The 26,277-nt window shown below is 58.9% G+C and carries 25 protein-coding genes; 12 read left to right on the plus strand and 13 right to left on the minus strand.

What is annotated here, in order from left to right; all coding sequences use genetic code 11:
• Nucleotides 1-57 precede the first annotated feature (57 nt).
• Nucleotides 58-1,053 carry a glyceraldehyde-3-phosphate dehydrogenase gene (gene gapA / locus V1566_RS12310; protein WP_395303461.1) on the minus strand — a complete coding sequence of 332 codons (996 nt, stop codon included), beginning with the start codon at nt 1,051-1,053 and terminating at the stop codon, nt 58-60.
• Between the two features lie 340 nt (nt 1,054-1,393).
• Between gapA and msrB the strand changes: the two genes are divergently transcribed.
• Nucleotides 1,394-1,807, plus strand: a complete 414-nt coding sequence (gene msrB / locus V1566_RS12315) for a peptide-methionine (R)-S-oxide reductase MsrB (protein ID WP_024908573.1) — start codon at nt 1,394-1,396, stop codon at nt 1,805-1,807.
• Nucleotides 1,808-1,848: 41 nt separating this feature from the next.
• Nucleotides 1,849-2,121: a YeaC family protein gene (locus V1566_RS12320; RefSeq protein WP_045327016.1), complete on the plus strand. Its 273-nt coding sequence runs from the start codon at nt 1,849-1,851 to the stop codon at nt 2,119-2,121.
• A gap of 50 nt (nt 2,122-2,171) precedes the next feature.
• Here the strand turns inward: V1566_RS12320 and V1566_RS12325 are convergent, their stop codons facing one another.
• The 4 genes from V1566_RS12325 to sppA form a co-directional block, all read right to left on the minus strand.
• A complete protein-coding gene (locus tag V1566_RS12325) occupies nt 2,172-3,425 on the minus strand; it encodes a glycoside hydrolase family 18 protein (RefSeq protein WP_395303462.1) in 1,254 nt (417 codons plus the stop codon).
• 219 nt (nt 3,426-3,644) lie between these two features.
• The gene (pncA, locus tag V1566_RS12330; RefSeq protein ID WP_395303463.1) at nt 3,645-4,286 is read right to left on the minus strand and encodes a bifunctional nicotinamidase/pyrazinamidase; all 642 of its coding nucleotides are present in this window, start codon (nt 4,284-4,286) and stop codon (nt 3,645-3,647) included.
• Nucleotides 4,287-4,295: 9 nt separating this feature from the next.
• Nucleotides 4,296-5,312, minus strand: coding sequence for an asparaginase (gene ansA / locus V1566_RS12335; protein ID WP_008500705.1), 1,017 nt, complete (start codon nt 5,310-5,312; stop codon nt 4,296-4,298).
• A gap of 63 nt (nt 5,313-5,375) precedes the next feature.
• The gene (gene sppA, locus V1566_RS12340) at nt 5,376-7,232 is read right to left on the minus strand and encodes a signal peptide peptidase SppA (RefSeq protein WP_395303464.1); all 1,857 of its coding nucleotides are present in this window, start codon (nt 7,230-7,232) and stop codon (nt 5,376-5,378) included.
• A 167-nt stretch (nt 7,233-7,399) separates the two neighbouring features.
• Between sppA and V1566_RS12345 the strand changes: the two genes are divergently transcribed.
• From V1566_RS12345 to V1566_RS12355, 3 genes are all read left to right on the plus strand, one after another.
• Nucleotides 7,400-7,951: an NAD(P)H nitroreductase gene (locus tag V1566_RS12345; RefSeq protein ID WP_395303465.1), complete on the plus strand. Its 552-nt coding sequence runs from the start codon at nt 7,400-7,402 to the stop codon at nt 7,949-7,951.
• 116 nt (nt 7,952-8,067) lie between these two features.
• Complete coding sequence (gene selD, locus V1566_RS12350; RefSeq protein WP_008500702.1) at nt 8,068-9,111, plus strand: selenide, water dikinase SelD; 1,044 nt, start codon at nt 8,068-8,070, stop codon at nt 9,109-9,111.
• A 4-nt stretch (nt 9,112-9,115) separates the two neighbouring features.
• On the plus strand, nt 9,116-11,029 hold the full coding sequence (locus tag V1566_RS12355; RefSeq protein WP_395303466.1) for a DNA topoisomerase III: 1,914 nt from the start codon (nt 9,116-9,118) through the stop codon (nt 11,027-11,029).
• Between the two features lie 113 nt (nt 11,030-11,142).
• On the opposite strand, the gene gdhA is transcribed toward V1566_RS12355, so the two are convergent.
• Nucleotides 11,143-12,486, minus strand: coding sequence for an NADP-specific glutamate dehydrogenase (gene gdhA / locus V1566_RS12360; protein WP_395303467.1), 1,344 nt, complete (start codon nt 12,484-12,486; stop codon nt 11,143-11,145).
• A gap of 228 nt (nt 12,487-12,714) precedes the next feature.
• Between gdhA and V1566_RS12365 the strand changes: the two genes are divergently transcribed.
• Complete coding sequence (locus tag V1566_RS12365) at nt 12,715-12,993, plus strand: DUF1496 domain-containing protein (protein ID WP_335244200.1); 279 nt, start codon at nt 12,715-12,717, stop codon at nt 12,991-12,993.
• Here V1566_RS12365 and V1566_RS12370 read toward each other — a convergent pair.
• Complete coding sequence (locus V1566_RS12370; protein WP_395303468.1) at nt 12,953-13,369, minus strand: pyrimidine (deoxy)nucleoside triphosphate diphosphatase; 417 nt, start codon at nt 13,367-13,369, stop codon at nt 12,953-12,955. The two genes, V1566_RS12365 and V1566_RS12370, sit on opposite strands and share 41 nt — an antisense overlap.
• A 75-nt stretch (nt 13,370-13,444) precedes the next feature.
• On the opposite strand from V1566_RS12370, the gene V1566_RS12375 reads away from it, so the two are divergent.
• Together V1566_RS12375 and V1566_RS12380 are read left to right on the plus strand one after the other, a co-directional pair.
• Nucleotides 13,445-14,014 carry a carboxymuconolactone decarboxylase family protein gene (locus V1566_RS12375; protein WP_395303469.1) on the plus strand — a complete coding sequence of 190 codons (570 nt, stop codon included), beginning with the start codon at nt 13,445-13,447 and terminating at the stop codon, nt 14,012-14,014.
• Nucleotides 14,007-14,624 (plus strand): CDP-alcohol phosphatidyltransferase family protein, encoded by a 618-nt coding sequence (locus V1566_RS12380; protein WP_395303470.1) that lies wholly within the window; start codon nt 14,007-14,009, stop codon nt 14,622-14,624. Before V1566_RS12375 ends, V1566_RS12380 begins: the two co-directional genes overlap by 8 nt.
• Here V1566_RS12380 and V1566_RS12385 read toward each other — a convergent pair.
• From V1566_RS12385 to xthA, 6 genes are all read right to left on the minus strand, one after another.
• Nucleotides 14,621-15,928, minus strand: coding sequence for a sulfurtransferase (locus V1566_RS12385; protein ID WP_395303471.1), 1,308 nt, complete (start codon nt 15,926-15,928; stop codon nt 14,621-14,623). The genes V1566_RS12380 and V1566_RS12385 overlap by 4 nt on opposite strands.
• Nucleotides 15,929-16,001: 73 nt before the next feature.
• Nucleotides 16,002-16,622, minus strand: a complete 621-nt coding sequence (locus V1566_RS12390; protein WP_395303472.1) for an ATP-binding cassette domain-containing protein — start codon at nt 16,620-16,622, stop codon at nt 16,002-16,004.
• Nucleotides 16,622-18,151 carry a thiamine ABC transporter permease gene (locus V1566_RS12395; protein WP_395303473.1) on the minus strand — a complete coding sequence of 510 codons (1,530 nt, stop codon included), beginning with the start codon at nt 18,149-18,151 and terminating at the stop codon, nt 16,622-16,624. The genes V1566_RS12390 and V1566_RS12395 overlap by 1 nt, the downstream gene beginning before the upstream one ends.
• Nucleotides 18,124-19,284: an ABC transporter substrate-binding protein gene (locus tag V1566_RS12400; protein ID WP_395305985.1), complete on the minus strand. Its 1,161-nt coding sequence runs from the start codon at nt 19,282-19,284 to the stop codon at nt 18,124-18,126. Before V1566_RS12400 ends, V1566_RS12395 begins: the two co-directional genes overlap by 28 nt.
• Nucleotides 19,285-19,299: 15 nt before the next feature.
• Nucleotides 19,300-19,983, minus strand: a complete 684-nt coding sequence (locus V1566_RS12405) for a TVP38/TMEM64 family protein (protein ID WP_395303474.1) — start codon at nt 19,981-19,983, stop codon at nt 19,300-19,302.
• A gap of 6 nt (nt 19,984-19,989) precedes the next feature.
• The gene (gene xthA, locus V1566_RS12410) at nt 19,990-20,796 is read right to left on the minus strand and encodes an exodeoxyribonuclease III (RefSeq protein WP_395303475.1); all 807 of its coding nucleotides are present in this window, start codon (nt 20,794-20,796) and stop codon (nt 19,990-19,992) included.
• 433 nt (nt 20,797-21,229) lie between these two features.
• Between xthA and V1566_RS12415 the strand changes: the two genes are divergently transcribed.
• From V1566_RS12415 to astB, 4 genes are read left to right on the plus strand one after another with little or no spacing between them, the layout of a single operon-like run.
• The gene (locus V1566_RS12415; protein ID WP_032657899.1) at nt 21,230-22,450 is read left to right on the plus strand and encodes an aspartate aminotransferase family protein; all 1,221 of its coding nucleotides are present in this window, start codon (nt 21,230-21,232) and stop codon (nt 22,448-22,450) included.
• Nucleotides 22,447-23,481, plus strand: coding sequence for an arginine N-succinyltransferase (gene astA, locus V1566_RS12420; protein ID WP_159513922.1), 1,035 nt, complete (start codon nt 22,447-22,449; stop codon nt 23,479-23,481). The genes V1566_RS12415 and astA overlap by 4 nt, the downstream gene beginning before the upstream one ends.
• A complete protein-coding gene (gene astD / locus V1566_RS12425; protein WP_395303476.1) occupies nt 23,478-24,965 on the plus strand; it encodes a succinylglutamate-semialdehyde dehydrogenase in 1,488 nt (495 codons plus the stop codon). Before astA ends, astD begins: the two co-directional genes overlap by 4 nt.
• Nucleotides 24,952-26,277 carry an N-succinylarginine dihydrolase gene (gene astB, locus V1566_RS12430; RefSeq protein ID WP_395303477.1) on the plus strand — a complete coding sequence of 442 codons (1,326 nt, stop codon included), beginning with the start codon at nt 24,952-24,954 and terminating at the stop codon, nt 26,275-26,277. Before astD ends, astB begins: the two co-directional genes overlap by 14 nt.

The following is a 26,277-nucleotide window of genomic DNA, read 5'->3' on the forward strand; positions in this document are numbered from 1 at the left end:
TTATAAATAAAAAAAGGCGACCGAAGTCGCCTTTTTGGATCAAGCACTCATCTCAACTTATTTGGAGATGTGAGCGATCAGGTCCAGTACTTTGTTAGAGTAGCCGGTTTCGTTGTCGTACCAGGATACCAGTTTAACGAAGTTGTCGTTCAGTGCGATACCTGCTTTAGCATCGAATACTGAAGTGCAGATTTCGCCGTTGAAATCGGTAGATACAACGTCGTCTTCGGTGTAGCCCAGAACGCCTTTCATTGTGCCTTCGGAAGCAGCTTTGATTGCTTTCTTAATTTCTTCATAAGAAGCAGCTTTTTCCAGACGAACGGTCAGGTCAACAACGGATACGTTAGGAGTTGGAACGCGGAACGCCATACCAGTCAGTTTGCCATTCAGTTCTGGCAGTACTTTACCTACAGCTTTAGCAGCACCGGTAGAGGATGGGATGATGTTCTGAGCCGCGCCACGGCCGCCGCGCCAGTCTTTGTGAGACGGGCCATCAACGGTTTTCTGAGTAGCGGTGGTTGCGTGAACGGTAGTCATCAGACCTTCGATGATGCCGAAGTTGTCGTTGATAACTTTAGCCAGCGGTGCCAGGCAGTTGGTGGTACAGGATGCGTTAGACACGATATCCTGGCCAGCGTAAGTTTCGAAGTTTGCACCACGAACGAACATTGGGGTGTTGTCTTTGGAAGGACCAGTCAGAACAACTTTCTTCGCACCCGCAGTGATGTGTTTACGTGCAGTTTCGTCGGTCAGGAAGATACCGGTTGCTTCAGCAACAACGTCAACACCGATTTCGTTCCATTTCAGGTTAGCTGGGTCTTTTTCAGCAGTAACGCGGATGGTTTTGCCATTAACAACCAGGTGGCCGTCTTTCACTTCAACGGTGCCGTCGAAACGACCGTGAGTTGAGTCGTACTTCAGCATGTACGCCATGTATTCAGCGTCCAGGAGATCGTTGATACCAACGATTTCGATGTCAGAACGTTTCTGAGCAGCACGGAAAACAATACGGCCGATACGGCCAAAACCGTTGATACCTACTTTGATAGTCATATATTCCACCAGCTATTTGTTAGTGAATAAAAGGTTGCCTGTAAAATTACAAAAACCTTACGCAGCGTCAAGCGGAATCGTGTCAATCATTGCGACAAATCAATCCTGTGACTAACGTTTGTGCGACTGACTCGCCTCACTTTCCCTTTGAGCTTGCACCCATATGGGGGCTGCGCCCGGATTTTAAAGTCCCCGCAGGATAAAAATGTGAGCATGATCACAATTGCCTGACCGCCTTTTCGCGACACATAAGTTTAGAACAAAAGTGCACGCAAGGGTGTTAATGTTTTGTTAGAATCCGGGTTAAAAGATGTCTGTTTCTACAGCGAGATGTAAGCATATGTCGAACCAACGTAACCCTGAAGATTTGAAAAAAAACCTCACAGAAATGCAGTTTTACGTGACGCAGAATCACGGGACGGAACCGCCATTTACCGGGCGTTTACTGCACAACAAGCGAGACGGCGTCTACCACTGCCTGGTCTGTGATGCGCCCCTGTTCAATTCACAAACGAAATTTGATTCTGGCTGCGGCTGGCCGAGTTTCTACGAGCCGGTGAGCGATGAGGCCATCCGCTACCTGACCGACTCGTCGCACGGCATGGTGCGCACGGAAATTCGCTGCGGCAACTGCGATGCGCACCTTGGGCACGTCTTCCCGGATGGCCCTCAGCCCACGGGCGAGCGTTTTTGCGTGAACTCAGCCTCAATGAGCTTCACTGACGACGAAAACGGCGACCAGGTGAAGGGTTGAAAAAACGATTCAGCAAATTATTCCTTTAAAAGGGCGCGATTGTGAATATTGATGACATGATTAGCGGTATGACGCCGGAGATTTATCAGCGTCTGGTGACCGCCGTAGAGCTGGGAAAATGGCCGGATGGCGTCGCGCTGACGCCGGAGCAAAAAGAGAACAGCCTGCAGCTGGTGATGCTGTGGCAGGCGCGCAATAACACCGACGCGCAGCACATGACTATCGACACCCAGGGCCAGATGGTGATGAAGAGCAAGCGCGAGCTGAAAGAAGACTTCGGCATTACGCCGAAGCCGATTGCGACCTTCAAATAATGCTCTCCGTGTAGGCCGGGTAAGCGCTAGCGCCACCCGGCACATACACCTTAGTGCTTAATCCCGAGCGACTCCGCCAGCTGCTTCGCTAACTGATTGTTGTCATCAGCCCCGTACTCCCAGAACATGGCTCCGGCGAGACCTTTCTCTTTGATGTAGTCCGCTTTGATCGCAACGGAACGTGGGTTCTCATACGAAATCGCAAACAGCGCGTTGCCATCGGCACCCTTCACCGAGAGCCACGGCACTTTCGCCTGGTCGTCCCAGTGCTCGGTAAAGCGCTTCTGCGGATCGTTCAACAGCTTCTTCACGATATCGTTGTACTTCACGTAGGTATCTTTGGTCAGGTCATAGCCGAGTGACTTGAACAACCCGATCTCCTGAGGCCCAAAGTAGGGCTGGGTAACCGGATTTTTTTGCGCATCCGGTTTCGTCCAGTCGATCCCCGACTCTACGGCGCGTTTCGGTACGCGGCCATAGAAACCAATCCCGAGGTTCATCTGCTGCGGCTTCAGCCCGGCGGCCAGATAGTTATTCACCACAAAATCCACGCTGTATTTGTCTGCGGCAGCCACCGTCGGCCAGGCGCTGGAGTCATATAGGTTGGCATTGAAGTACTGCGTACCGTACGCCATGTCATAGGTCATCAGATTGATGTAGTCGAGCAGGGGCGCGATGGCTTTGATATCCACCCAGCTTTTCGGACTTTCCGCATTCGCGCCCACCGCAATGGTCACCAGCTTTTTATGCCCGAACGCCGTACGCATCTCTTTCAGCAGGGCGGTGAAGTTATCCCGGTCGGCGGGCTGGCTTGCGACCAGACCCCAGGCGCCGTTGACCGGATACTCCCAGTCGAGATCGATCCCGTCCAGGCCGTATTTGTCGACAATCTCCTGCGCGGAGCGGATGAACACCGCGCGGCTCTCTTTGGTTGCCGCTGCGCCAGAGAAACCACGCGCGCCCCAGCCGCCAACAGAAAGCAGTACTTTGAGGTTCGGGTTTTGTTTACGCAGGGTAGGGATGAGGGCCAGATCGGCGGCGACTTTTGGCGATAGCCAGATCTGATGCAGTTTCTCCGGATCTTTCAGCGCGGCGTTGGTTTCGCCTTTTTCGTCGTTATAGACCAGACCAAACGAGTAGTTCAGGTGGGTGATCTGGCGAACGTCGAGCTTATTGATATCGCCACCCGGTCCGGCGGTGACATCGCCACCCCCGTTAAAGTAGCCCACGGACATCAGGGTACTGGCGGAGGCAACTGACGCGCAAAGCAAAGGTAATGCTGCCAGCAAGGGCAAACGTTTCATACAAGTTCCTCTTTGACATAATAAAATTAACCACGCCACGGAAAAGGCGTGGCGAAAAAACAACCTAAAGAGAATAGCATTGCCGCTTCGCTGAGGATGCGAGGGAGTTCACTTTATGGGGATTGGGGAAGAAATGCCGGGTGGCGCTGCGCTTACCCGGCCTACAAAACCAGAGAAAGTAGGCCGGGTAAGGCGCAGCCGCCACCCGGCTAAAAAGGCCTACGCCTGCGTTTCCAGCCAGTCTTCGAGCGTATACAGCGTGGCGCCTTCCGCAGCCATATCCATAAACGCCTGAGCGCTGTCCTGCGGGTGAATGTTCACCCCGCGGCAGCCGTCGGTGATGACGCTGACGGTGTAACCTAACTGTATCGCGTCCAGCACGGTAAACTTCACGCAGTAATCCGTCGCCAGGCCCAGCACAATCAGCTCCGTGATTTCGTGATGACGTAACCACGCGTCCAGCGCCGTTTTCTGACGATGCCCGTTATCAAAAAACGCGCTATAGCTGTCGATAGCCGGGTTTTCGCCTTTATGGAACACCGCGTCGATGGCTTTCTGATTCAGGAGCGGATGCAGCTCCGCGCCTTCCGTCTGCTGCACGCAGTGATCCGGCCAGAAGGTTTGCGCCAGCCCGTCGAGCTCTCCCTGAGTGAAGGGCTCGACGTTGTGCTGGCTGGCAAAGCTGCCGTGGTTCGCCGGGTGCCAGTCCTGGCTTGCGACAACCGCTTCGCCGCGGGCTTTGCACCAGTCAATCAGCGTGTTTGCTACGTCAACGGTGCTGTCACCTTCGGCGACGGCCAGCGCACCGCCCGCGCAGAAATCATTTTGCAAATCGACCAGTAGCAGGGCGCGTTGCTTCATGAGCACTCCTTATTCGTCCGGGGTCAGCTCGCCGCGCAGGTTTTGCATCATCGCGCTGCGAATGGACTGAATGTCCAGATCCTGACTCAGTAAATAGTGAAGTTTAGTCAGCGTTGCCTCAACGGTCATATCAAAGCCGCTGATGACCCCCGCGTGCGCTAGCGCGTTGCCGGTGGCATAGCCGCCCATATTCACTTTACCGGACATACACTGGGTCAGGTTCACGACTACTATTCCACGCTCGCTGGCTTCCTGAAGCTCTTTCAGGAATTCGCCGTTCTGCGGCGCATTGCCGACGCCGTAGGAGCGCAGGATCAGCGCCTTCACCGGCTGGCGCAGGAAGTTACGCACCACGTCCGCAGAGATACCCGGATAGATGGTGACCACGCCAATCGGTTGCGGAGTAATCGGATGCACGATCAGCTCGCCCGCGGTGTTCGGCGCAGGAGGGGTTCCCAGACGACGGATATGAATACCGGCCTCCAGCAGCGGCTGCAGGTTAGGGGAGGCGAAGGCGTCAAAACCGTCGGCATGGGCTTTGGTGGTGCGGTTGCCGCGATACAGACGGTTATTAAAGAACAGCGACACTTCGTTAATCGGGTAATTCGCCGCCACGTACAGGGAGTTCAGCAGGTTGATCTGCCCGTCGGAGCGTAGCTCCGCCAGCGGAATTTGCGACCCGGTGACGATAACCGGCTTGCTCAGGTTCTCCAGCATGAAGGAGAGCGCCGAGGCGGTAAACGCCATGGTGTCGGTACCGTGCAGGATCACGAAGCCGTCGTACTGGTCGTAATGGGCTTTAATGTCATCCGCGATGTGCTGCCAGTCTTCCGGCGTCATGTCGGAGGAGTCCATCAGCGGCTCGTATTCGTGGATTGTGAAGTCAGGCATTTCCGGACGGTGGAATTCGGGCATCAGCGCAAGCTGACGCTGAAGGTGGCCGGAGACAGGGATGTAGCCGTTTTCAGAGCGCTGCATACCGATGGTACCGCCAGTGTAGGCTACATAAATCGATTTCTTCTGCATGGTAGTGAGTTCTTGTTCTTCAAAAGAAAAAAATCCCCTCTTCGCGTGAAGAGGGGACGGTTTTTAACGGACGTTAGCGCAGGTCAGGCAAAACGCGTAACGACTCTGTGGATCGTTAAAGGCCGCAAGCTTATCGCTTTCTGCCTTCATCGCTTTCGCTGCCGTAGCGACCGGCGCAGGCAGGTAAGCCTGCATCGCCTCCGGCAACATGGCGCGTACCGAGCCGGACATGCTGTCCATGACCATATCGAAGAACGACGGCTCGTCCTGGTAATACTCGATATGCCACTGCTTCAGCTTCGCCAGTTCGGCGGCTTTCTTCACCGCGTCATCGAAGTCGCCCAGGCTGTCGACCAGACCGTTGCTCTTCGCATCCTGGCCGGTCCAGACGTGGCCCTGTGCGATCTGGTCGATCTGCTCAGGCGTCTTTTTACGCGAGTCCGCTACCAGGGTGATAAAGCGTTTATAGCCGTTCTCGATGCTGAGCTGCATCATCTCAGAGACTTCCGGCGGCAGAGATTTGGTCACCGACACATCCGCCAGCGGAGAGGTAGCCACGCCATCGGTATGCACGCCCAGAGAATCCAGGCTGTTCTCCACGGTGTTGATCACCCCGAAGATGCCAATCGAACCGGTCAGCGTGCTTGGGTTGGCCACGATGTAGTTGGCTGGCGTTGAGATCCAGTAACCCCCGGAGGCGGCCATTCCGCCCATGGATACGACCACCGGCTTGCCGGCGGCACGCGCCGCGGCCAGCTCAGCGCGGATCACCTCGGAGGCGCTGACGCTGCCGCCAGGGCTGTTCACCCGCAGGACGATCGCTTTCACTTTCGGATCCAGGCGAGCATCGCGGATTTGTGACGCGGTAGTATCACCGCCCACGTTACCCGGGGTCTCCTGACCATCCATGATGGCGCCGTTGGCAAACACCACCGCGACGCTGTTACCGCTGTCATCCGGCTTTTTCGTCGAGTAATCATACATGCTGATGGCGCTGTAATTTTTATCCTCTTTGCTCCAGCCAAACTGCTTGCTCAGAGATTTTTCAATCTCGGCGCTGGTGCCCAGGGCATCAACCAGTTTGTTATCCAGCGCATATTTCGCGGTATCACCGTCAACCTTACGCAGGCCTTCCAGCACGCCTTTCGCGCCGGGGAACGCCTGCTCAGGCGTAATCTGGCGGTTGGCGGCAACGGTGCCCAGATAGTTCTGCCACAGCTCGCCAATCCAGCGGCTGTCCGCGTCACGGGCGGCAGGGGACATATCGTCGCGGATAAACGGCTCGACGGCTGATTTATACGTGCCGACGCGGAAGACGTGGGTGGTGACCTTCAGCTTGTCGAGCAGAGATTTGTAGTACAGACCGTTGGTGGCAAAGCCGTGCAGATCCACCGTCCCCTGCGGGGAGAGCCAGATTTTATTGGCGAAGCTCGCCAGATAATATTGCCCCTGGCTGTAGCTGTCGCCCACGGCAATCACCGGCTTGCCGCTGTCGCGGAATTCGCGCAGCGCTTTACCGATGTACTGCATTGAAGGCTGATCGCCGCCGGCAAAATCTTTCAGATCCAGTACGATCCCGGTGATGTTACGGTCGTCTTTGGCCTGGCGGATGGCATCGACGATATCGAACAGGGAATTTTCCTGCAGACGATCTGAGGTTGCGCCAAACAGCTGGCGACCAATCACGCTCAGGCGACTGCTGGTGGACGGCTTATCAACGATAACGCCGGTGATATCGAGTAATAGCGCGCCGCGCGTTGAATGCTGCGCCTGATTCGCGCTGCTGATATGCATCCAGATGCCCGCGCAAACCAGAACCAGGAAGATGAAGAAGATATTCATCACCAGGTTGCGGACGAAGTTGAGCAGTCTCCACGTCCATTTAAAGAAACCGGCAATGATTCGCCAAAGGGTTCGCATGTATTCTCCCTAACCAGAAAATGACTGTTTCCGTCGCCACTGGACGGTAATGTTGGGTTATCGTAATGACCCAACCGCCACTTGTCAGCAGGAATCGCCTACCAGGCTGTAACAAAATCTGCCGTCGTGTTAATTTTGTGAGTAAATTTCAAAAAAGGAGTTAACCAATGGACGCACTCGAACTGCTTGTTAACCGCCGTAGCGCTTCCCGTCTGGCCGAACCTGCCCCGGCAGGCGAGCAGCTGGAGAACATTCTGCGTGCCGGCATGCGTGCCCCCGATCACGGTACGCTGCAGCCGTGGCACTTCTTTGTGATTGAAGGCGAAGGCCGCGATCGTTTCAGCCATCTGCTGGAGCAGGGCGCGGTTGCCGCCGGGCAGGATGAGAAAGGTATCGACAAGGCGCGCAATGCCCCATTCCGCGCTCCGATGATTATCGCCGTCGTGGCGAAATGCCAGGCTGACCATAAGGTGCCGGTCTGGGAACAGGAAATGTCCGCAGGCTGTGCGGTCATGGCGATGCAAATGGCCGCCGTCGCGCAGGGCTTTAACGGTATCTGGCGCACCGGTCCGTTGACCGAAAGCCCGGCGGTCCGTGACGGTTTTGGCTGCGGCGAGCATGACAAAATTGTCGGCTTCCTCTATCTCGGCACCCCGCAGCTTAAAGCCTCCAGCACCATCAGCGTGCCGGACACCACGCCTTTCGTCAGCCGTTTCTGATAACGCACGCTAAACTGTCTGGATTCTGAGCATCTGCCGCAGAATTCAGACAGTCATACTTACCTCTTTATGGAATGAGCGCTACCATAGCGCGATTGAGATGACAGGAGACGTCCATGAGCGAGCAAACCATTCGTTTAACGCAGTACAGCCACGGAGCCGGTTGCGGTTGTAAAATTTCCCCGAAAGTGCTGGAGACCATCCTGCACAGTGAACAGGCGAAGTTTGTCGACCCGAACCTGCTTGTCGGCAACGAAACGCGTGACGATGCTGCAGTTTATGACTTAGGTAACGGCACCAGCATTATCAGCACCACTGACTTCTTTATGCCGATTGTCGACAACCCGTTCGACTTCGGTCGCATTGCGGCCACCAACGCCATCAGCGATATCTTCGCCATGGGCGGTAAGCCGATCATGGCGATTGCCATTCTGGGCTGGCCGATCAACACCATCCCGCCGGAAGTAGCCCGTGAAGTGATCGATGGCGGTCGTTTTGCCTGCCAGCAGGCGGGGATTGCGCTGGCCGGTGGTCACTCTATCGATGCGCCCGAACCGATCTTTGGCCTGGCCGTCACCGGCGTGGTGCCGACCGAACGCGTGAAGCGCAACAGTACCGCGCAGGCGGGCTGCAAACTGTTCCTTACCAAGCCGCTGGGCATTGGCGTGCTGACAACCGCCGAGAAAAAATCCCTGCTGAAGCCGGAGCACAAAGGTCTGGCAACGGAAGTCATGTGCCAGATGAACCTCGCGGGTGCGGCGTTTGCCAATATCGACGGCGTGAAGGCGATGACCGACGTCACCGGTTTTGGTCTGCTGGGGCACCTCTCTGAAGTATGTCAGGGCGCGGGCGTGCAGGCGCAGGTCTGGTATCAGGACGTGCCGAAGCTGCCGGGCGTGGAGGAGTATATTGCTCAGGGCGCGGTCCCGGGCGGTACTCAGCGCAACTTCGCCAGCTACGGTCACCTCATGGGCGAAATGCCTGAGGAGTGGCGCAACCTGCTGTGCGATCCGCAAACCTCCGGCGGCCTGCTGCTGGCGGTCACGCCGGAATCCGAAGCCGAGGTTCAGGCCACTGCCGCCGAGTTCGGCATCACCCTGACGGCGATCGGCGAGCTGGTGACCGCGCGCGGTGGCCGACCGATGATTGAGATCCGTTAATTCGATGCGGTTGTTTATTGCCGAAAAGCCGAGCCTGGCCCGAGCCATCGCCGACGTGCTGCCTAAACCGCATCGCAAAGGTGACGGCTTTATCGAATGCGGTAACGGGCAGGTGGTCACCTGGTGTATTGGTCACCTGCTTGAGCAGGCGCAGCCGGATGTCTATGACAGCCGCTACGCCCGCTGGAATTTAAACGATCTGCCCATCGTGCCGGAAAAATGGCGCCTGCAGCCCCGACCTTCGGTCACCAAACAGCTCAACGTGATCAAGCGCTTCCTGCATGACGCCGCTGAAATCGTGCACGCAGGTGACCCGGACAGGGAAGGACAGCTGCTGGTGGATGAGGTGCTGGACTACCTGGAGCTGGCGCCGGAAAAGCGCCAGCAGGTGCAGCGCTGCCTGATCAACGACCTCAACCCGCAGGCCGTCGAGCGGGCGATTTCGCGCCTGCGCGCCAACAGCGAGTTTATTCCGCTGTGCGTCTCGGCTTTAGCCCGCGCCCGCGCCGACTGGCTGTACGGCATCAACATGACCCGCGCGTATACCATTCTTGGGCGCAACGCGGGCTATCAGGGCGTACTTTCCGTGGGGCGCGTGCAAACGCCGGTGCTGGGGCTGGTGGTGCGTCGTGATGAAGAGATTGAAAACTTCGTCGCCAAAGATTTCTTTGAAGTGAAAGCGCATATCGTCACGCCTAAAGACGAACGCTTTACCGCCGTCTGGCAGCCGAGCGATGCCTGCGAATCGTATCAGGATGAAGAGGGGCGTTTGCTGCACCGTCCGCTGGCGGAGCATGTGGTCAACCGCATTACCGGTCAGCCCGTTATCGTCACCAGCTATAACGATAAACGGGAATCAGAACCCGCGCCGCTGCCGTTTTCGCTGTCGGCCCTGCAGATTGAGGCCGCCAAAAAGTTTGGCTTGAGCGCGCAGAACGTGCTGGATATCTGCCAGAAGCTCTACGAAACCCATAAGCTCATCACCTATCCGCGTTCGGATAGCCGCTATCTGCCGGAAGAGCACTTTGCCGGACGCCATTCGGTGATGAACGCCATTAGCGTCCACGCGCCGGATCTGCTCCCGCAGCCGGCGGTAAACCCGGACACCCATAACCGCTGCTGGGATGATAAAAAGGTGGATGCCCACCACGCGATTATCCCGACGGCCCGCGCCAGCAGCGTCAATCTGACCGAGAACGAAGCGAAGGTCTATAACCTGATCGCCCGTCAGTACCTGATGCAGTTCTGCCCGGACGCCGTATTCCGTAAGTGCGTGATTGAGCTCGAGATTGCCAAAGGCAAGTTTATTGCCAAAGCGCGTTTCCTCGCAGAAGCAGGCTGGCGCACGCTGCTGGGGAATAAAGAGCGCGACGAAGAGAACGACGGCACGCCGCTGCCGGTGGTCGCTAAAGATGACGAACTGCTGTGCGAGAAGGGCGAAGTGGTTGAACGTCAGACCCAGCCCCCGCGCCATTTCACCGATGCGACGCTGCTGTCGGCGATGACCGGGATCGCCCGGTTTGTTCAGGATAAAGATCTGAAGAAGATCCTGCGCGCCACCGACGGTCTGGGTACGGAAGCGACCCGCGCGGGGATCATTGAGCTGCTCTTTAAGCGCGGCTTCCTGGAGAAAAAGGGACGCTACATCCACTCAACGGAACCGGGCCGGGCGCTAATCCACTCTCTGCCGGAGCTGGCCGCCAGGCCGGACATGACTGCGCACTGGGAGTCGGTGCTGACGCAGATCAGCGAGAAGCAGTGCCGCTATCAGGACTTTATGCAGCCGCTGGTCGGGACGCTTTATCAGATGATCGAGCAGGCGCGCAGCACGCCGGTGAAAACGTTCAGAGGAATGGTTGCACCCGGGGGCGGCGCGAAGAAACCGTTTAAAAAGAAAAAGAGCGCGGCAGCCTCTTAAACCGTAGGCCGGGTAAGACGAAGCCGCCACCCGGCGAAAGCAGCTCTGCGGCCTGAAAAAAGCCCGGTGGCGCTAACGCTTACCGGGCCTACAAGGGCGAGAATACAGGGAAACTAAATCACACCCTGCCCAATCATCGCATCCGCCACCTTCACGAACCCGGCAATATTCGCTCCGCGCACATAGTTGGTTTGCGATGCCTCGCCGCCATACTCCACGCAGGCATGGTGAATATCCAGCATGATATGGTGCAGGCGCGCATCCACTTTCTCCGCTTTCCAGCCGAGACGCGCGGCGTTTTGCGCCATTTCGAGACCGGAGGTCGCCACGCCGCCCGCGTTAGCGGCCTTGCCCGGTGCAAACAGCACGCCCGCTTCCAGGAACAGGTCCGTTGCGGCGATGGTGGTCGGCATATTTGCCCCCTCGGCCACCGCTTTTACGCCATTGCTAATCAGGGTACGCGCGGCTTCAACATCCAGCTCGTTCTGCGTTGCGCACGGCAGGGCGATATCCACCGGCACGCCCCACGGCTGTTTACCTTCGAGGTAGGTCAGGCCAAACTCCCGGGCATAATCCGCCACGCGGCCATCGCGGCTGGCTTTGATTTCACACAGACGCGCCAGTTTCTCTACTGTGAAGCCCGCTTCATCCACCACCGTGCCGCTGGAGTCAGAGGCGCTCACCACGCGAGCGCCAAACTGCATCGCTTTCTCAATCGCGTACTGCGCCACGTTACCGGAGCCGGACACCGCGACGCGCATGCCTTCAAAGCCCAGGCCGTGACGCTTGAGCATGGCCTCGGTGAAGTAAACCAGGCCGTATCCGGTCGCTTCCGGGCGGATCAGGCTCCCGCCAAACGACAACCCCTTGCCGGTAAAGACGCAGGCGCTGTTGTTGGAGAGCTTTTTCATCATCCCGGCCATAAAGCCCACTTCACGTCCACCCACGCCGATATCACCGGCAGGCACGTCGGTATCAGGACCAAGATGGCGATAGAGTTCGGTCATCAGCGCCTGGCAGAAGCGCATCACTTCGCCTTCGCTTTTGCCTTTCGGGTCGAAATCGCTGCCGCCTTTGCCGCCGCCCATGGGTAGCGTAGTGAGGGCGTTTTTAAAGGTCTGCTCGAAGCCGAGGAATTTCAGAATCGACAGGTTCACGGACGGATGAAAACGCATGCCGCCCTTAAACGGACCGATGGCCGAGTTAAACTGAACGCGCCACGCGCGGTTAACCTGTACCTGATTGCGATCGTCAACCCACGTCACGCGGAACTGGATCACGCGCTCTGGCTCGACAAGGCGTTCAAGCAGCGACATCTGGCGATAACGCGGGTTTTGTTCAAGGAAGGGCCACAGGGTAGTCATAACTTCACGTACGGCCTGCGCGAACTCGCTTTGGTGCGGGTCGCGCTGCTGAACATGGGCAAGGAAACTTTCCAGAGAGCGTGTCTGATCCATAGATATAAGAACCTCTTATCGTATTTTATGTGTATTACTTATGCGATTTGTGTTGTTTTTTTGACTATACCACCCGTACCACTTTGTGAGGCAAGCAGAAATGTATGCCGAAAGGGAAATTAATGAGAGCGCGGGCGTCATAACCAAAAGCGATGAAGATATAAATTAAAGGTTCCGCTCGGGTTTACCGTTATAGTCATTATCAAGGAATAACAGGAAAATGTGTCTATGAACCGTTATCTACTCACCGCGTTATGTTTGATCTTTACCGCAGCCGCGCAGGCTGACCGCATTCGCCCGGATGTGGAAGTGAATGTGCCGCCGGAAGTGTTTAGCTCCAGCGGCCAGAATCAAACGGTGCAACCCTGTAATCAGTGCTGTATCTATCAGAATCAGAACTACTCGGAAGGGGCCGTTGTGAAAGCGGACGGCATTCTGCTGCAGTGCCAGCGCGACGAGCGCGCCATCAGCACGAACCCGCTGGTCTGGCGTCGCGTAAAACAATAAACGCCTCCAGCAGCGGAATATCCGCGGGGGCTAAGGCGTAGCCAAACGCCTCTTCCGGCGTACACCACGTCAGCGCGCTGTGGTAGTGCGCCGTGAGCTCGCCGTGAAAAGCAGGGACGTGCCAGGCATGCAGGTTGATCAACCGCTGCGAGACTTCCCGCTGGTGGCTTGCCACGTATTGCCCCGGCAGGGCGTCAATACCCAACTCTTCACGCAGCTCGCGGATAAGCGCTTCTGGCTGGGTTTCTCCGGCCTCGACTTTACCGCCTGCAAATTCCCACAATCCCGGCTGGTCGGCATGGGCAGGGCGCTGCGCCAGTAAAATATTGCCGTCTTTTTCGATAATGGCGGCAACGACATCGAGTGTTTTCAGCATGGTCGTCAATAATTGATAGCGAAAAAAGACATATTATCGTGCCCTTTCTCAGAGTCCAGTAATCAGGAGAATCAGGTGAAAGAGACCACCGCCTGGGTTGCCCCCCTCGAATCCCTTCCCGCCAGCCTTAAACCGATTGCCGCCATGCAGAAAAAGCATTTTGGCGCGGTGCTGAATCCCACCTGCTGGTGGGGGCGCATGCCACGTCTGTTCTGGCTGGTGGCGCTGTTTGTCGGTTTTCTTGAGCGCCGTCACGCGCGCCTGACGCCCGTGCTTCGTTCGCTGCTCATGACGCGGGTGTCCCAGCTCTGTCACTGCGCTTTCTGTATTGATGCCAACAGCCTGCGGCTGGCCGAGCGCTGCGGCGCGCTGGATAAGGTTCAGGCCGTGGGCGACTGGCATGATTCCACTTTGTTCACCGAGCAAGAGCGTGCGGCGCTGGCCTACGCCGAGGCGGTGACCGCCACGCCACCCAGAGCGGATGAGGCAATCAGAACGGCGCTGAAACGCCACTTCACGGACGATGCCATCGCCGAGATGACGGCGCTCATTGCGTTTCAGAATCTCTCCGCCCGCTTTAATGCCGCGCTGGATATTCCGGCGCAGGGGCTGTGCGCCACGTTTAACGAGACTCCCCATGCTTGACCGTCACCTGCACCCGCGGGTTAAGCCCGCTCTGAATCGTCTGGTTTCCGTGCTGGATAAGCCGGGCATCACGCCCGACGGATTAACCCTGACCGGGTTTGCCGTCGGCGTGCTGGCGTTGCCGTTTCTGGCCCTCGGCTGGTATCCGGCCGCGCTGATCGCTATTGTGCTTAACCGCCTGCTGGATGGTCTGGACGGCGCGCTGGCGCGCCGGAGAGGGCTGACCGATGCGGGGGGATTTCTTGATATCGCGCTCGATTTTCTGTTCTACGCCCTGGTGCCGTTTGGCTTTGCGCTCGCGGCTCCCGTAGAAAATGCGCTGGCGGCCGCCTGGCTGCTGTTTGCGTTTATCGGTACCGGCAGCAGTTTTCTGGCGTTTGCGGCGTTGGCCGCGAAGCACGACATCGACAACCCCGGCTATGCGCACAAGTCGTTTTATTACATCGGGGGGCTAACGGAAGGGACGGAGACCATCGCGCTGTTCGTGCTGTGCTGCCTCTTTCCGGCACACTTTGCGCTATTCGCGTGGGTATTCGGCGCGCTGTGCTGGCTGACCACCACAACGCGCATCTGGAGCGGCTATGTGACGCTGAAGTCACTCACCCCTTAGAGCGCGCTCTCTGGCCCGCGCGCGCCGGTGGTGACCGGGTTCTGCGGGTGACTGCTCCATTCGTACCAGCCGCCGTCATAGACGGCGACATTCTTCCAGCCCATCGCCCGGGCGTACATAAAGGTTTCGGACGCCCGCCAGCCGGTGCCGCAGTAAAACGCGACGTGCTGTTCCGGCAGAATATTCCAGCGCTTCCACTGGGCGGCGATATCGTCCGCACTGCGCATGGTGCCATCCGGGTTATGGAAGTCCTCCATATGGGTCGCGTCGCTACCCGCATGACCCCAGCGGGCACCGGCTATTTCACCTTTTGGCTTGATGTAGCTGTAGCCGCTGGTTTCGCCAATGAACTCCGGCCAGGAACGAATGCTAACCAGGGAGGCATCCGGGCGGTGCAGCATCCCGCGCGCCTGCTCCATGTCGACCATCAGCTGCGGCTGGCCAGGGATCGGCGTGCCGAAATCGGGGGCCGGCGTCACTTTGCCGGGCGTGCCGCGTTCAACCGGCAGGCCTGCATCGGACCACGCTTTCCAGCCGCCATCGAGAATGCGCACATCCTTCACGCCCGCATACAGCATAATCTGCGCCACGCGCGCGGCGGCGTAAACGTCACGGCCATACAAAATAACGGTGGTATCGTGACGGATCCCGTGCTTCGCCAGCATCGCTTTCAGCTTGTCGTCGGAGACTTTATTCCACAGCGGCTCGCTTTCCACCTCGTTGGTGTCGATGTAGCCCGCGCCGGGAATGTGGTTCAGCAGGTAAAACTTCGGTGCGCCCCAGGCGGCTTCAATCACTTTCCAGTCACCCGACGGCGCGGCGGTCACGGGTTTACCCTGCTGGAGGCGGTGGATCCACTGCGGGTAAACCAGCTGTTCAAAGTGAGGCAGGCGCTGAAGGCGGTCGGGCGTCTGCAGCGCGTCGCTGAGCAGCGAGACGTGGCGGTATCCGGCTTTCTCCAGGCGGGACTTCACCGCCTGGTTATCGTTCTCGTCGCCGTACAGGGCGATGGCCGTTGCAGGAGTAAGCTGATGCTGTTTTGCCCAAAGCGCAATCTGCTCGTCGCTCATGGCGCTAAGCCAGGCGGCAGCAAGGTTGAGTGCGGCGGGTTCATGCCCGGAGGGGCCGCTGAGCGTCTGCGGCCAGCCGTTATAAAACGCGCTGGGACGGGTGTCGACAGGCGTGCCGTGCTGCGCCTGAAGCTGAGACAGCGTCATCGCGTTGTCCATATCAGCCGCCAGAGAGGAAAAGGAAGCGAGGCCGCAGAGCAGGGCCAGCGCGGTCAGTTGAGAAACACGTTTCATCGAATAACCTGACGTCAGTAAAAGAGGGGGGCATTGTCGTCTCTCCCGAAACGTAAAACATTGCGTTAGCACATTATTGCCAGCGAGAGATCTCAATCAGCTCGCCGCCGGGCGGAATATCGTCCACATCGTGCGTGACCAGCACCACCGGGATATTGCGCGCGCGGACGGCGTCAAATATCCATGTCCGAAACGTCGTGCGCAACGTTTTATCGAGGCGGCTGAACGGTTCGTCCAGCAGCAGCGCCTGCGGCTCAGCGAGCAGGGCGCGCAGCAGGCTGACCCGGGCACGCTCCCCGCCGGAGAGGGTGGCCGGATCGCTGGCGTAATGACCGCTCAGCCCGGCGGAATCCAGCGCCTGCTCGACCGCTTCCCGCCGCGCGCGACCGACGATCCGCTCAGGCAGCGCCAGCAGCAAATTTTGCCCGACGCTGAACTGTTCAAACAGCAGCGCGTCCTGAAAGAGTATGCCCAGCCCGCGGGATTCAACGGGAAGACCGTCGCAGCGACGCGCGTCGAGCCACAGTTCGCCTTGCGCCTGAAAATCGTCTGACAGCGCGCCGACCATCCACGCAAAAAGGGTCGATTTGCCGCTGCCGGACGGCCCCATCAGGGTAACGATCTCCCCGCGAGGAACGCAAAAACTGACCTCGCGGAAAAGCGGTTCGATGGTGAGATGGTTTACCTTCAGCATTATCGTAATCCTTGACGGTAGCGGCCCGCGAGCCGGGATAACAGTGCGGCAAGACCAAACACCGCGCCCGTGACCAGCAGCAATCCCAGCGCCCTGCTGGCGAGAACGGGGATGCTGCCCCCGCTGCTGAGCGCGACGGTTTCGGTGGTCAGCGTGGCGAAACGCCCCGCGCCAAGCCAGAGCGTCGGCATGTATTGCGCCATGCTGACGGAAAAGCCGGTGGCAAAGGCCAGCAGCGCAGGGCGCGCCAGCAGGGGGCATTTCAGCAGTAAGAATATTTTCGCACGTCGCCAGCCGAGCGTTCTGGCGGTAAGAATAAGCCGGGGATCGATCCGCCGCCAGGCGGGCTGCAGAACAAGCAGCATCCACGGCAACCCCCACAGCAGATGGCTCCAGAGCACGGCGGCATAGTGCCCGTCGAGTCCCAGACGCAAAGCAATAAAGTATTGCCCGGTGACGAGCGGCAGCGCCGGAAGGGCGAGCGGAGACCACACCCACGTTGCGCCGCGCTGCGGTCCCCATTCCAGCCAGAGAAAAATGACGATGAGGGCGATCAGGCTCGAAAGCAGACCGAAGGAGAGGCTGGTACCCACGGGACCCACGTCGCCTCCTTGTGCCAGCATCAGCAGTACCGCGGCGCACAGGATGCCGCACGCGGGCAGTAACCCGCTGAGTGCCCGCGCAGGCAGGACGCGCTGAGTCCGGGGACGCGTCCCCGCGAGGTCCGGGATCGTGCGACGCCATGCTTTCCAGAGGCCGTACCCGAGGGCGGCAAGCGCGGCCAGCAGCATAAGGAGAAGCAGACACAGCAGCATTCCTTTTGCCTGCTGCTGCGCGTCGCCCTGGCTTAGCCACTGCCAGGCCAGCACGGCCAGGGTGGGCGGATTGCCGGGCCCGAGAACGATCGCCACGTCCACGACCGAAAGTGACCACGCCAGCACCGCCAGCATCACCGCGCCGAGGACAGGGGCGATCGCCGGAAGGATCAGCCAGCTGAGCGTCTGATAACGCCCGTAGCCAAAGGTCTGCAGGACGATCTTCTGCTGCGCGAGCCGTTGTTCCGGCAGTACGGCGTAAATGGCCCACAGCACAAACGCGCTCTCTTTGACCGCGAGCGTCAGACCCAGACCGATGCCGTAGCGGTCAAACGGCGGCGAACAGACGGTGCAGACCTGATAAAACAGACCGCCCTCGGCAAACAGCAGTAACGCGCTGGTGGCGAACGCCACGTGGGGGATCGCCAGTAGCCACGGCAGGCGGGTAGAGAGGCGTCGCCAGCGTTGACCGGGCCACAAAAGGCAGACGAGGAAAAGGGCAATCAGCAACGCCCCCAGCGTGGCGATGAGCGTTGAGACCAGCGTGGCGACGGTCGCCTGGGGCAGCTGCGGATCGTTCAGCAGCCGCTGCCAGTTTGTCACGGAAAACGCCGGTGCGAACAGCATCACGCCAGCGGGCAGGATCGGCAGATAAATCACCGCCATCGCCAGCCAGACGAGCCCGCTCAGCGGGTGCCGTAACGGCGCAGCCATTCCTGCTCCAGCGCGTTCACCCAGGCGGACTGCGGCTCTGCAAGCACCCGCGGCAGCCCCTGAGGCGTATGGGCCAGCAGCTGTTTCGCGTCACCTTCGGGCAGCGCTTTCGCATCCAGTACGCTCGGGTCTCCCCAGATGGCCGGGTCGGCCTTGCGGATTTGCGCCTGCGGCGACAGCAGGAAATTCGCGACCACTTTCGCACCCGCGCTCGCGCCAGCATTGGTCGGGATAGCCACAAAATGGACGTTGCCGAGCATCCCGCTATGGAAACCAAAGCTGTAGCTGTCGGCAGGCAGTTCGCCGCTCGCCACTTTCTGCTGCGTATGCGCCGGGTTAAAGGTCAGCGACAGGTTCAGACTGCCGCTGGCAAGCAGGGCATCCATCCGCGCAGGGGAAGGGGGAAAGTCTTTGCCTTCGCGCCACAGCAGCGGGTGCAACTTATCGAGGTAGGCCCAGAGCGGCGCCGTAACGTGATTAAACGTTGCATCGGGCGCTTTTTGTAAAGCCTCAGGGCGATCGGTGAGCGTCAGAAGCAGCTGCTCAAGAAATGCCGTGCCGGTAAAATCGGGCGGGCGAGGATAGCTCACCTTGCCCGGGTGCTGTTGCGCGTAAGCCAGCAGCGCCTGAGGATCCTCCGGTGGCGTCGGCATGCTGGCTTTGCGGGCGATAAAGGTCAGCTGCGCGCCGCCCCACGGCGATTCCGCCCCGTCGGTGGGAATCGCAAAATCTTCCGTGACGGGTTTACGGGTATCGACATAGCGCCAGTTTGGCAACGTCTGCGCCCACCCGGTTTGCAGCAGGTTCGCCTCTTTTAACGTACGGAAGTTTTCCCCGTTGACCCACAGCAGGTCGACTGAGCCGTTCGTCTTACGTCCTGCGGCGGCTTCGGTCTGAATCCGTTTTACCGCATCGCCAGCGTCCGCCAGTGGGACGATTTTGAGGGTAATGGCGTAGTGCGTTTGCATCTCACCGCTGACCCACTCAAGGTAGCGGTTGACCGCCGGATCGCCGCCCCAGGCGTTAAACCAGACGGTCTGGCCTTTGGCCTGCTGTTGGATAGCGTGCCAGCCCTCGGCGGCACACAGGGGGGCTGCCAGCAGCAGACCGGTCAGAAACGCGCAAAAACGCACACGGCGCATAATGCCTCACTTTTTAGCTGACGGGAGATAACGGGAAAACAGCCGGCGCGTGGCCAGCGGCAATAACCCCAGTAGTGTAAAGGCGATTAGCATGCCCGGCGACAAAATATCGCGCGGCGACGCCACTTTTCCCAGCTCGCGCCCGGCGTTCAGAAAGACCACCGTCGCGGGCAGCATGGCGACCTGGCTGACCCACCAGTAGCGATATACGCCAATGCGGGTCAGCCCCATCAGCAAATTTACCAGGAAAAACGGGAACAGCGGCATCAGGCGCAGGGCAAAAAGATATCCCGCGCCGTCATGCGCCATACCGGCGTTCACCGTTTTCATCTGCTGAGCAAACCGACGCTGGACACATTCGCGCAGCAGATAACGGCTGGCGAGCATCGCAAGCGTGGCTCCGAGCGTGGAGGCAAACGAGACCAGCACGGTGCCTTCCCACAGAGGAAATAACGCCCCGCCCAGCAGGGTGAGGATCGCCGCGCCGGGTATCGACAGGGCGGAGACCAGCACATAGAGCGCAAAAAAGATCAGCGCGCTTCGTAGCGGTTCGTGGTCAACATGGGAGAGTAACGCCTGTTGGTGAGTTTTAATCCCTTCCAGGGAGAGTGTGCCCGGGGGAAGCACGACAAACGTCAGAACAAATGCGCCCAGAAGGGCGCACAGGAAAGCGATTTTTCGAATGTTCACGCGTCATTACAGCTTGAATTTAGCCCACACCGGCGCGTGGTCAGACGGTTTTTCCATGCTGCGGATCTCGTAGTCGATCCCGGTTTCGATGCAGCGCTCTGCCAGCGGCGAACTGGCCAGCAGCAGGTCGATGCGCAGGCCGCGGTTGTCGTCAAAGCCTTTTGAGCGATAGTCAAACCAGGAGAAACGGTCCTGCGTTTCCGGGTTGGCATTGCGGAAGGTATCCACCAGGCCCCAGTCCAGCAGGCGCTGCATCCACTCGCGCTCTTCCGGCAGGAAGGAGCATTTGCCGGTACGCAGCCAGCGTTTGCGACTGTCTTCACCGATACCAATATCCAGATCGGTCGGGCTGATGTTCACATCACCCATGATCAGCACCGGATTCTCTTTTTTTAGTTCGGTTGTCAGGTAGTTCTGCAGATCCTGATAAAACTTGGCTTTGGCCGGGAATTTGGTCGGATGGTCGCGGCTTTCGCCCTGGGGAAAGTAACCATTAATCACGGTGATGTTACCCAGCGGGGAAGGCAACTCCGCCATGATGATGCGGCGTTGTGCTTCTTCGTCATCGCCGGGAAACCCACGGCGGACGGAAACTGGCGTCTCTTTGGTCAACAGCGCAACGCCGTAATGGCCTTTCTGCCCATGATAGAAGACGTTGTAGCCGAGTTTTGCCACCTCTTCGAGGGGGAACATATCGTCGTGAACCTTGGTCTCCTGCAGGCCGATCACATCTGGCTGATGTTGTTCAACGATAGCTTCAAGCTGATGGGGGCGGGCGCGCAGGCCGTTGATATTAAAAGAGACAAATTTCATAGTCGCTGCCAGTGCAAGGTGAATAGTGCATGGATGGTAGCAGAATTTGCGTCAACTGTTACCGGGTTCGACCAATAACTGCGACAGATAATGCCGGTGGTGCAATATTTGCACCATTCTGACGCGTCCCGCCCTCAAACAGGGCGTAAATGACCGATAAATTTCGCGAGCGATCACAATTCCAGAATTATATTTGGCCTGTGCATACTCTTTCTGATTTTCATGCGGCAAAGCGCCGCTTGTCGTAAAAATATTCACTTTTTATGCACTAATGGTGAATAACTCCATATCGTAACTCGTTGATATTCTGTTACCCAAACCCGTTTATGCATTTTTATCGCTGGCTGGCACGAAGGCTGCAATCTACATTCACAGTGCAAACACTCAATTATTTAACATTCAAATAACTTTTTATTTACCGGATGAGGTCGCTATGTCTCTGTCAATTACGCGTGAAAATTTCGATGAATGGATGATGCCGGTTTACGCTCCGGCGGCTTTTATTCCGGTTCGTGGGGAAGGCTCGCGCCTGTGGGATCAGCAGGGTAAAGAGTATATCGACTTTGCAGGTGGGATTGCGGTCAACGCGCTGGGGCATGCGCACCCTGCGCTGCGTCAGGCGCTGAATGACCAGGCGGCGAAGTTCTGGCATACCGGCAACGGCTTCACCAACGAGCCTGCGCTGCGCCTGGCCAAAAAACTGATCGACGCGACGTTTGCCGAAAAAGTCTTTTTCTGTAACTCGGGGGCGGAAGCCAACGAAGCGGCGCTGAAGCTGGCGCGCAAATATGCGCACGATAAATTTGGTACCCACAAGAGCGGCATCGTGGCATTTAAAAATGCCTTCCACGGGCGCACGCTCTTTACCGTCAGCGCGGGCGGCCAGCCTTCCTACTCGCAGGATTTCGCCCCGCTGCCGCCGGATATTCGCCACGGCATCTATAACGATCTACAGTCCGCCAGCGAGCTGATTAACGACACCACCTGCGCGGTGATCGTCGAGCCGATGCAGGGCGAGGGCGGCGTGCTTCCGGCGCAAAAAGCCTTCCTGCAGGGGCTGCGCGAGCTGTGCGATCGCCACGATGCGGTTCTGATTTTCGACGAAGTGCAGACCGGCGTGGGCCGCACCGGCGAGCTGTATGCCTATATGCACTACGGCGTGACGCCGGACGTGCTGTCGACCGCCAAAGCGCTGGGCGGCGGCTTCCCGATTGGGGCGACGCTGACCACCGATAAATTCGCCAGCGTGATGACCGTGGGCACCCATGGCACCACCTACGGCGGCAACCCGCTGGCCACCGCCGTCGCCGGCCAGGTTCTCGACATCATTAACACGCCTGAGGTGCTGAAAGGCGTTAAGCAGCGTCACGACTGGTTTGTCGAGCGCCTGAATGCCATCAACGGCAAAACGGGGCTGTTTAAAGAAATTCGCGGTCTGGGGCTGTTAATCGGCTGCGAGCTCACCGCTGAGTTTGCCGGAAAAGCTAAACTTATTTCACAGGAAGCGGCAAAAGTGGGCGTGATGGTGCTGATTGCCGGTGCCAACGTGGTGCGTTTCGCGCCTGCGCTGATCGTCAGCGAGGAAGAGGTGCAAACCGGTCTGGACCGTTTTGCGCTGGCGTGTGAAAAAGTGAAATCCGGGGTGTCATCATGATGGTCATCCGTCCCGTTGAGCGCGGCGATATCGCCGGGCTCATGCAGCTTGCCGGTAAGACGGGAGGCGGGCTGACCTCGCTTCCTGCCGATGAAAAAACGCTGTCGGCGCGCATTGAGCGCGCCCTGCAAACCTGGCAGGGGACGTTGCCAAAAAGCGAACAGGGGTATGTGTTCGTGCTGGAAGACACCGACACGGGGACCGTGGCCGGGATCTGCGCCATTGAAGTGGCCGTCGGGCTTAACGACCCGTGGTACAACTACCGCGTCGGCACCATGGTTCACGCCTCGAAAGAGCTGAACGTCTACAACGCGCTGCCCACGCTATTTCTCTGCAATGACCACACGGGCGCCAGCGAGCTCTGCACGCTGTTCCTCGACCCGGCGTGGCGCAAAGAGGGCAACGGCTACCTGCTCTCCAAATCGCGCTTTATGTTTATGGCCGCCTTCCGCGATCGCTTTAACGAAAAAGTGGTCGCAGAGATGCGCGGCGTAATCGACGACACCGGCTACTCGCCGTTCTGGGAGAGCCTGGGCGAGCGCTTCTTCTCGATGGAGTTCAGCCGGGCGGACTATCTCTGCGGCACCGGCCAGAAAGCCTTTATTGCCGAGCTGATGCCGAAGCATCCTATCTATACCCATTTCCTCAGCCCGGAAGCGCAGGCGGTGATTGGCGAAGTCCATCCGCAAACCGCGCCCGCCCGCGCGGTGCTGGAGAAAGAGGGGTTCCGCTACCGGAACTATGTCGACATCTTTGACGGCGGGCCTACGCTTGAGTGCGATATCGACCGCGTGCGCGCGATCCGTAAAAGCCGTCTGGTTGAGGTCTCTGAAGGTCAGCCCGCGCCAGGCGACTGGCCCGCATGCCTGGTGGCGAACGAAAATTACGCCAACTTCCGCGCCATGCTGGTGCGGACCAACCCGAAATGTGAACGTCTGGTGCTGACGGCTGCTGAGCTCGATGCCCTGAAATGTAACGCCGGCGATACGGTTCGCCTGGTGCGTCTCTGCCCTGAGGAGAAAACAGCATGACATTATGGATTAACGGTGACTGGATAACGGGCGAAGGCGAAGAGCGCGTAAAAACCAATCCGGTTGGAAAAGAGGTGCTCTGGAAGGGGCATGACGCCAGCGTCGCGCAGGTAGAACAGGCCTGCCATGCCGCTCGCCGCGCGTTTCCGGCATGGGCAAAACAGCCTTTCGCCGTGCGCCAGGAAATTGTTGAAAAGTTTGCCGGGCTGCTGGAGGCAAACAAGGCCGAACTGACGCGCATCATCGCGTCTGAAACCAGTAAACCGCGCTGGGAAGCGACAACCGAAGTGACGGCGATGATCAACAAAATCGCCATTTCGATCAAGGCGTACCACACCCGCACCGGCGAACAGCATACCGACATGCCGGACGGCGCCGCCACACTGCGCCACCGACCGCACGGCGTGCTGGCGGTGTTTGGCCCGTATAACTTCCCGGGGCATCTGCCAAATGGCCACATTGTGCCTGCGCTGCTGGCGGGCAATACCGTTATTTTCAAACCGAGCGAGCTCACGCCATTCACCGGCGAGGCGGTGGTTAAGCTGTGGGAACAGGCTGGCCTGCCGCCGGGCGTGTTGAACCTGGTGCAGGGCGGGCGGGAAACCGGTCAGGCGCTGAGCGCGCTGAGCGATATCGACGGCCTGCTGTTTACCGGCAGCGCCGGTACGGGCTATCAGCTGCACCGCCAGCTGGCGGGACAGCCGGAGAAAATCCTGGCGCTGGAGATGGGCGGCAACAACCCGCTGATTGTGGAAGATCCTGACGATATCGATGCCGCGGTGCACCTGACGATTCAGTCTGCTTTTATTACCGCCGGACAGCGCTGTACCTGCTCCCGCCGCCTGCTGGTCAAGCGCGGCGCGCAGGGGGATGCCTTCCTGAAGCGTCTGGTAGAGGTGAGCGCGCGTCTGGTGCCTGCCGCGTGGGATGCCGACCCGCAGCCGTTTATCGGCGGCCTGATTTCCGAGCAGGCCGCGCTGAACGTGCTGAAGGCCTGGCAGGACCACGTCGCGCGCGGCGCGAAAACCCTGCTGGAGCCGAAGCAGGTTCAGCCGGGTGCCTCGCTGCTGACGCCGGGCATCGTGGAGATGAGCGGCGCGAGCAACGTGCCGGATGAAGAGGTCTTTGGCCCGCTGCTGTGCGTCTGGCGCTATGACGATTTCGATGCGGCCATTGCGATGGCGAATAACACCCGCTATGGCCTGTCGAGCGGGCTGATCTCACCACATCGCGAGAAGTTTGACCAACTGCTGCTGGAAGCGCGCGCCGGGATTGTGAACTGGAATAAACCGCTGACCGGGGCCGCGAGCACCGCACCGTTCGGCGGCGTGGGCGCGTCGGGCAATCATCGCGCCAGCGCGTGGTATGCCGCCGATTACTGCGCGTGGCCGATGGCAAGCCTGGAAACCCCGGCGCTGACGCTGCCGGAGACGCTGAATCCGGGGCTGGATTTTACCGGAGGGGATCGTCATGAAAGCGCGTGAGGTTAACTTTGACGGGCTGGTGGGGCTGACGCACCACTATGCCGGTCTCTCTTTTGGTAATGAAGCCTCGACGAAGCACCGTTTTCAGGTGTCGAACCCGAAGCTGGCGGCGAAGCAGGGGCTGCTAAAAATGAAGGCGCTGGCGGATGCCGGTTTCCCGCAGGCGGTGATCCCGCCGCAGGAACGCCCGAACGTGGCTGTCCTTCGTCAGCTCGGCTTTAGCGGTACCGATGAGCAGGTCGTCGAAAAAGCGGGTACGCAGACACCGCACCTGCTCTCCGCGGCAAGCTCTGCCTCCTCTATGTGGGTGGCAAACGCGGCGACCGTCGCGCCGTCAGCCGACACGCTGGATGGCAAAGTTCATCTGACGGTGGCGAACCTGAACAATAAATTCCACCGCGCCACCGAAGCGGAAACCACCGAGCGCGTGCTGCGCGCCATTTTCAACCATGACGCCCATTTCGAGGTGCATCAGGCCCTGCCGCAGGTGGCGATGTTTGGCGACGAAGGCGCGGCCAACCATAACCGCCTGGGGGGAGACTATGGTGACCCGAGCCTGCAGCTGTTTATCTACGGACGAGAAGAGGGAGGCCACGCTGCGCCAACCCGTTATCCTGCTCGTCAGACGCTGGCAGCCAGCCAGGCGGTTGCCCGCCTGAACCAGGTCAATCCTTCCCAGGTGATTTTTGCCCAGCAAAACCCGCATGTGATTGACCAGGGCGTGTTCCATAACGACGTGATTGCCGTCTCTAACCGCCAGGTGCTGTTCTGCCACGAGCAGGCGTTTGCCCATCAGGAGACGCTGCTCGCCACGCTACATGAGCGCGTGCGCGGCTTTACGCCAGTCCAGGTGCCCACGGAGGCGGTGAGCGTGCAGGACGCGGTAGAAACGTATCTGTTCAATAGCCAGCTGCTCAGCCGTGACGATGGCAGCATGATGCTGGTCCTGCCGCAGGAGTCCCGGGATCATAAAGGCGTGTGGCGCTACCTGACGGAGCTGGTGAAGGCCGATAACCCGATTGACGAGCTGCGTGTGTTTGACCTGCGCGAAAGCATGGCCAACGGCGGTGGTCCAGCCTGTTTACGTCTGCGCGTGGTCTTGACCCAGGACGAAATGCAGGCAGTGAACCCGGCGGTCATGATGAACGATACGCTCTTTAAGCGGCTGAATGACTGGGTCGATCGCTACTATCGCGATCGGCTGACGCAGGCGGATCTGGTTGACCCGCAGCTTCTGCGTGAAGGGCGCGAGGCGCTGGACGCGTTATCGACAATCCTGCAGCTGGGATCGGTTTACCCGTTCCAGCGCTAA

The sequence above is a fragment of the Enterobacter sp. ECC-019 genome (assembly GCF_043974075.1).
Classification (GTDB): domain Bacteria; phylum Pseudomonadota; class Gammaproteobacteria; order Enterobacterales; family Enterobacteriaceae; genus Enterobacter; species Enterobacter asburiae_D.

What these genes read in the sequence shown, in the direction of transcription:
- gapA (WP_395303461.1), bottom strand. Translation starts at nt 1,053, where the DNA reads ATGACTATCAAAGTAGGTATCAACGGTTTTGGCCGTATCGGCCGTATT.
- msrB (WP_024908573.1), top strand. Translation starts at nt 1,394, where the DNA reads ATGTCGAACCAACGTAACCCTGAAGATTTGAAAAAAAACCTCACAGAA.
- V1566_RS12325 (WP_395303462.1), bottom strand. Translation starts at nt 3,425, where the DNA reads ATGAAACGTTTGCCCTTGCTGGCAGCATTACCTTTGCTTTGCGCGTCA.
- pncA (WP_395303463.1), bottom strand. Translation starts at nt 4,286, where the DNA reads ATGAAGCAACGCGCCCTGCTACTGGTCGATTTGCAAAATGATTTCTGC.
- ansA (WP_008500705.1), bottom strand. Translation starts at nt 5,312, where the DNA reads ATGCAGAAGAAATCGATTTATGTAGCCTACACTGGCGGTACCATCGGT.
- sppA (WP_395303464.1), bottom strand. Translation starts at nt 7,232, where the DNA reads ATGCGAACCCTTTGGCGAATCATTGCCGGTTTCTTTAAATGGACGTGG.
- V1566_RS12345 (WP_395303465.1), top strand. Translation starts at nt 7,400, where the DNA reads ATGGACGCACTCGAACTGCTTGTTAACCGCCGTAGCGCTTCCCGTCTG.
- selD (WP_008500702.1), top strand. Translation starts at nt 8,068, where the DNA reads ATGAGCGAGCAAACCATTCGTTTAACGCAGTACAGCCACGGAGCCGGT.
- V1566_RS12355 (WP_395303466.1), top strand. Translation starts at nt 9,116, where the DNA reads ATGCGGTTGTTTATTGCCGAAAAGCCGAGCCTGGCCCGAGCCATCGCC.
- gdhA (WP_395303467.1), bottom strand. Translation starts at nt 12,486, where the DNA reads ATGGATCAGACACGCTCTCTGGAAAGTTTCCTTGCCCATGTTCAGCAG.
- V1566_RS12365 (WP_335244200.1), top strand. Translation starts at nt 12,715, where the DNA reads ATGAACCGTTATCTACTCACCGCGTTATGTTTGATCTTTACCGCAGCC.
- V1566_RS12370 (WP_395303468.1), bottom strand. Translation starts at nt 13,369, where the DNA reads ATGCTGAAAACACTCGATGTCGTTGCCGCCATTATCGAAAAAGACGGC.
- V1566_RS12380 (WP_395303470.1), top strand. Translation starts at nt 14,007, where the DNA reads ATGCTTGACCGTCACCTGCACCCGCGGGTTAAGCCCGCTCTGAATCGT.
- V1566_RS12385 (WP_395303471.1), bottom strand. Translation starts at nt 15,928, where the DNA reads ATGAAACGTGTTTCTCAACTGACCGCGCTGGCCCTGCTCTGCGGCCTC.
- V1566_RS12390 (WP_395303472.1), bottom strand. Translation starts at nt 16,622, where the DNA reads ATGCTGAAGGTAAACCATCTCACCATCGAACCGCTTTTCCGCGAGGTC.
- V1566_RS12395 (WP_395303473.1), bottom strand. Translation starts at nt 18,151, where the DNA reads ATGGCTGCGCCGTTACGGCACCCGCTGAGCGGGCTCGTCTGGCTGGCG.
- xthA (WP_395303475.1), bottom strand. Translation starts at nt 20,796, where the DNA reads ATGAAATTTGTCTCTTTTAATATCAACGGCCTGCGCGCCCGCCCCCAT.
- V1566_RS12415 (WP_032657899.1), top strand. Translation starts at nt 21,230, where the DNA reads ATGTCTCTGTCAATTACGCGTGAAAATTTCGATGAATGGATGATGCCG.
- astA (WP_159513922.1), top strand. Translation starts at nt 22,447, where the DNA reads ATGATGGTCATCCGTCCCGTTGAGCGCGGCGATATCGCCGGGCTCATG.
- astD (WP_395303476.1), top strand. Translation starts at nt 23,478, where the DNA reads ATGACATTATGGATTAACGGTGACTGGATAACGGGCGAAGGCGAAGAG.
- astB (WP_395303477.1), top strand. Translation starts at nt 24,952, where the DNA reads ATGAAAGCGCGTGAGGTTAACTTTGACGGGCTGGTGGGGCTGACGCAC.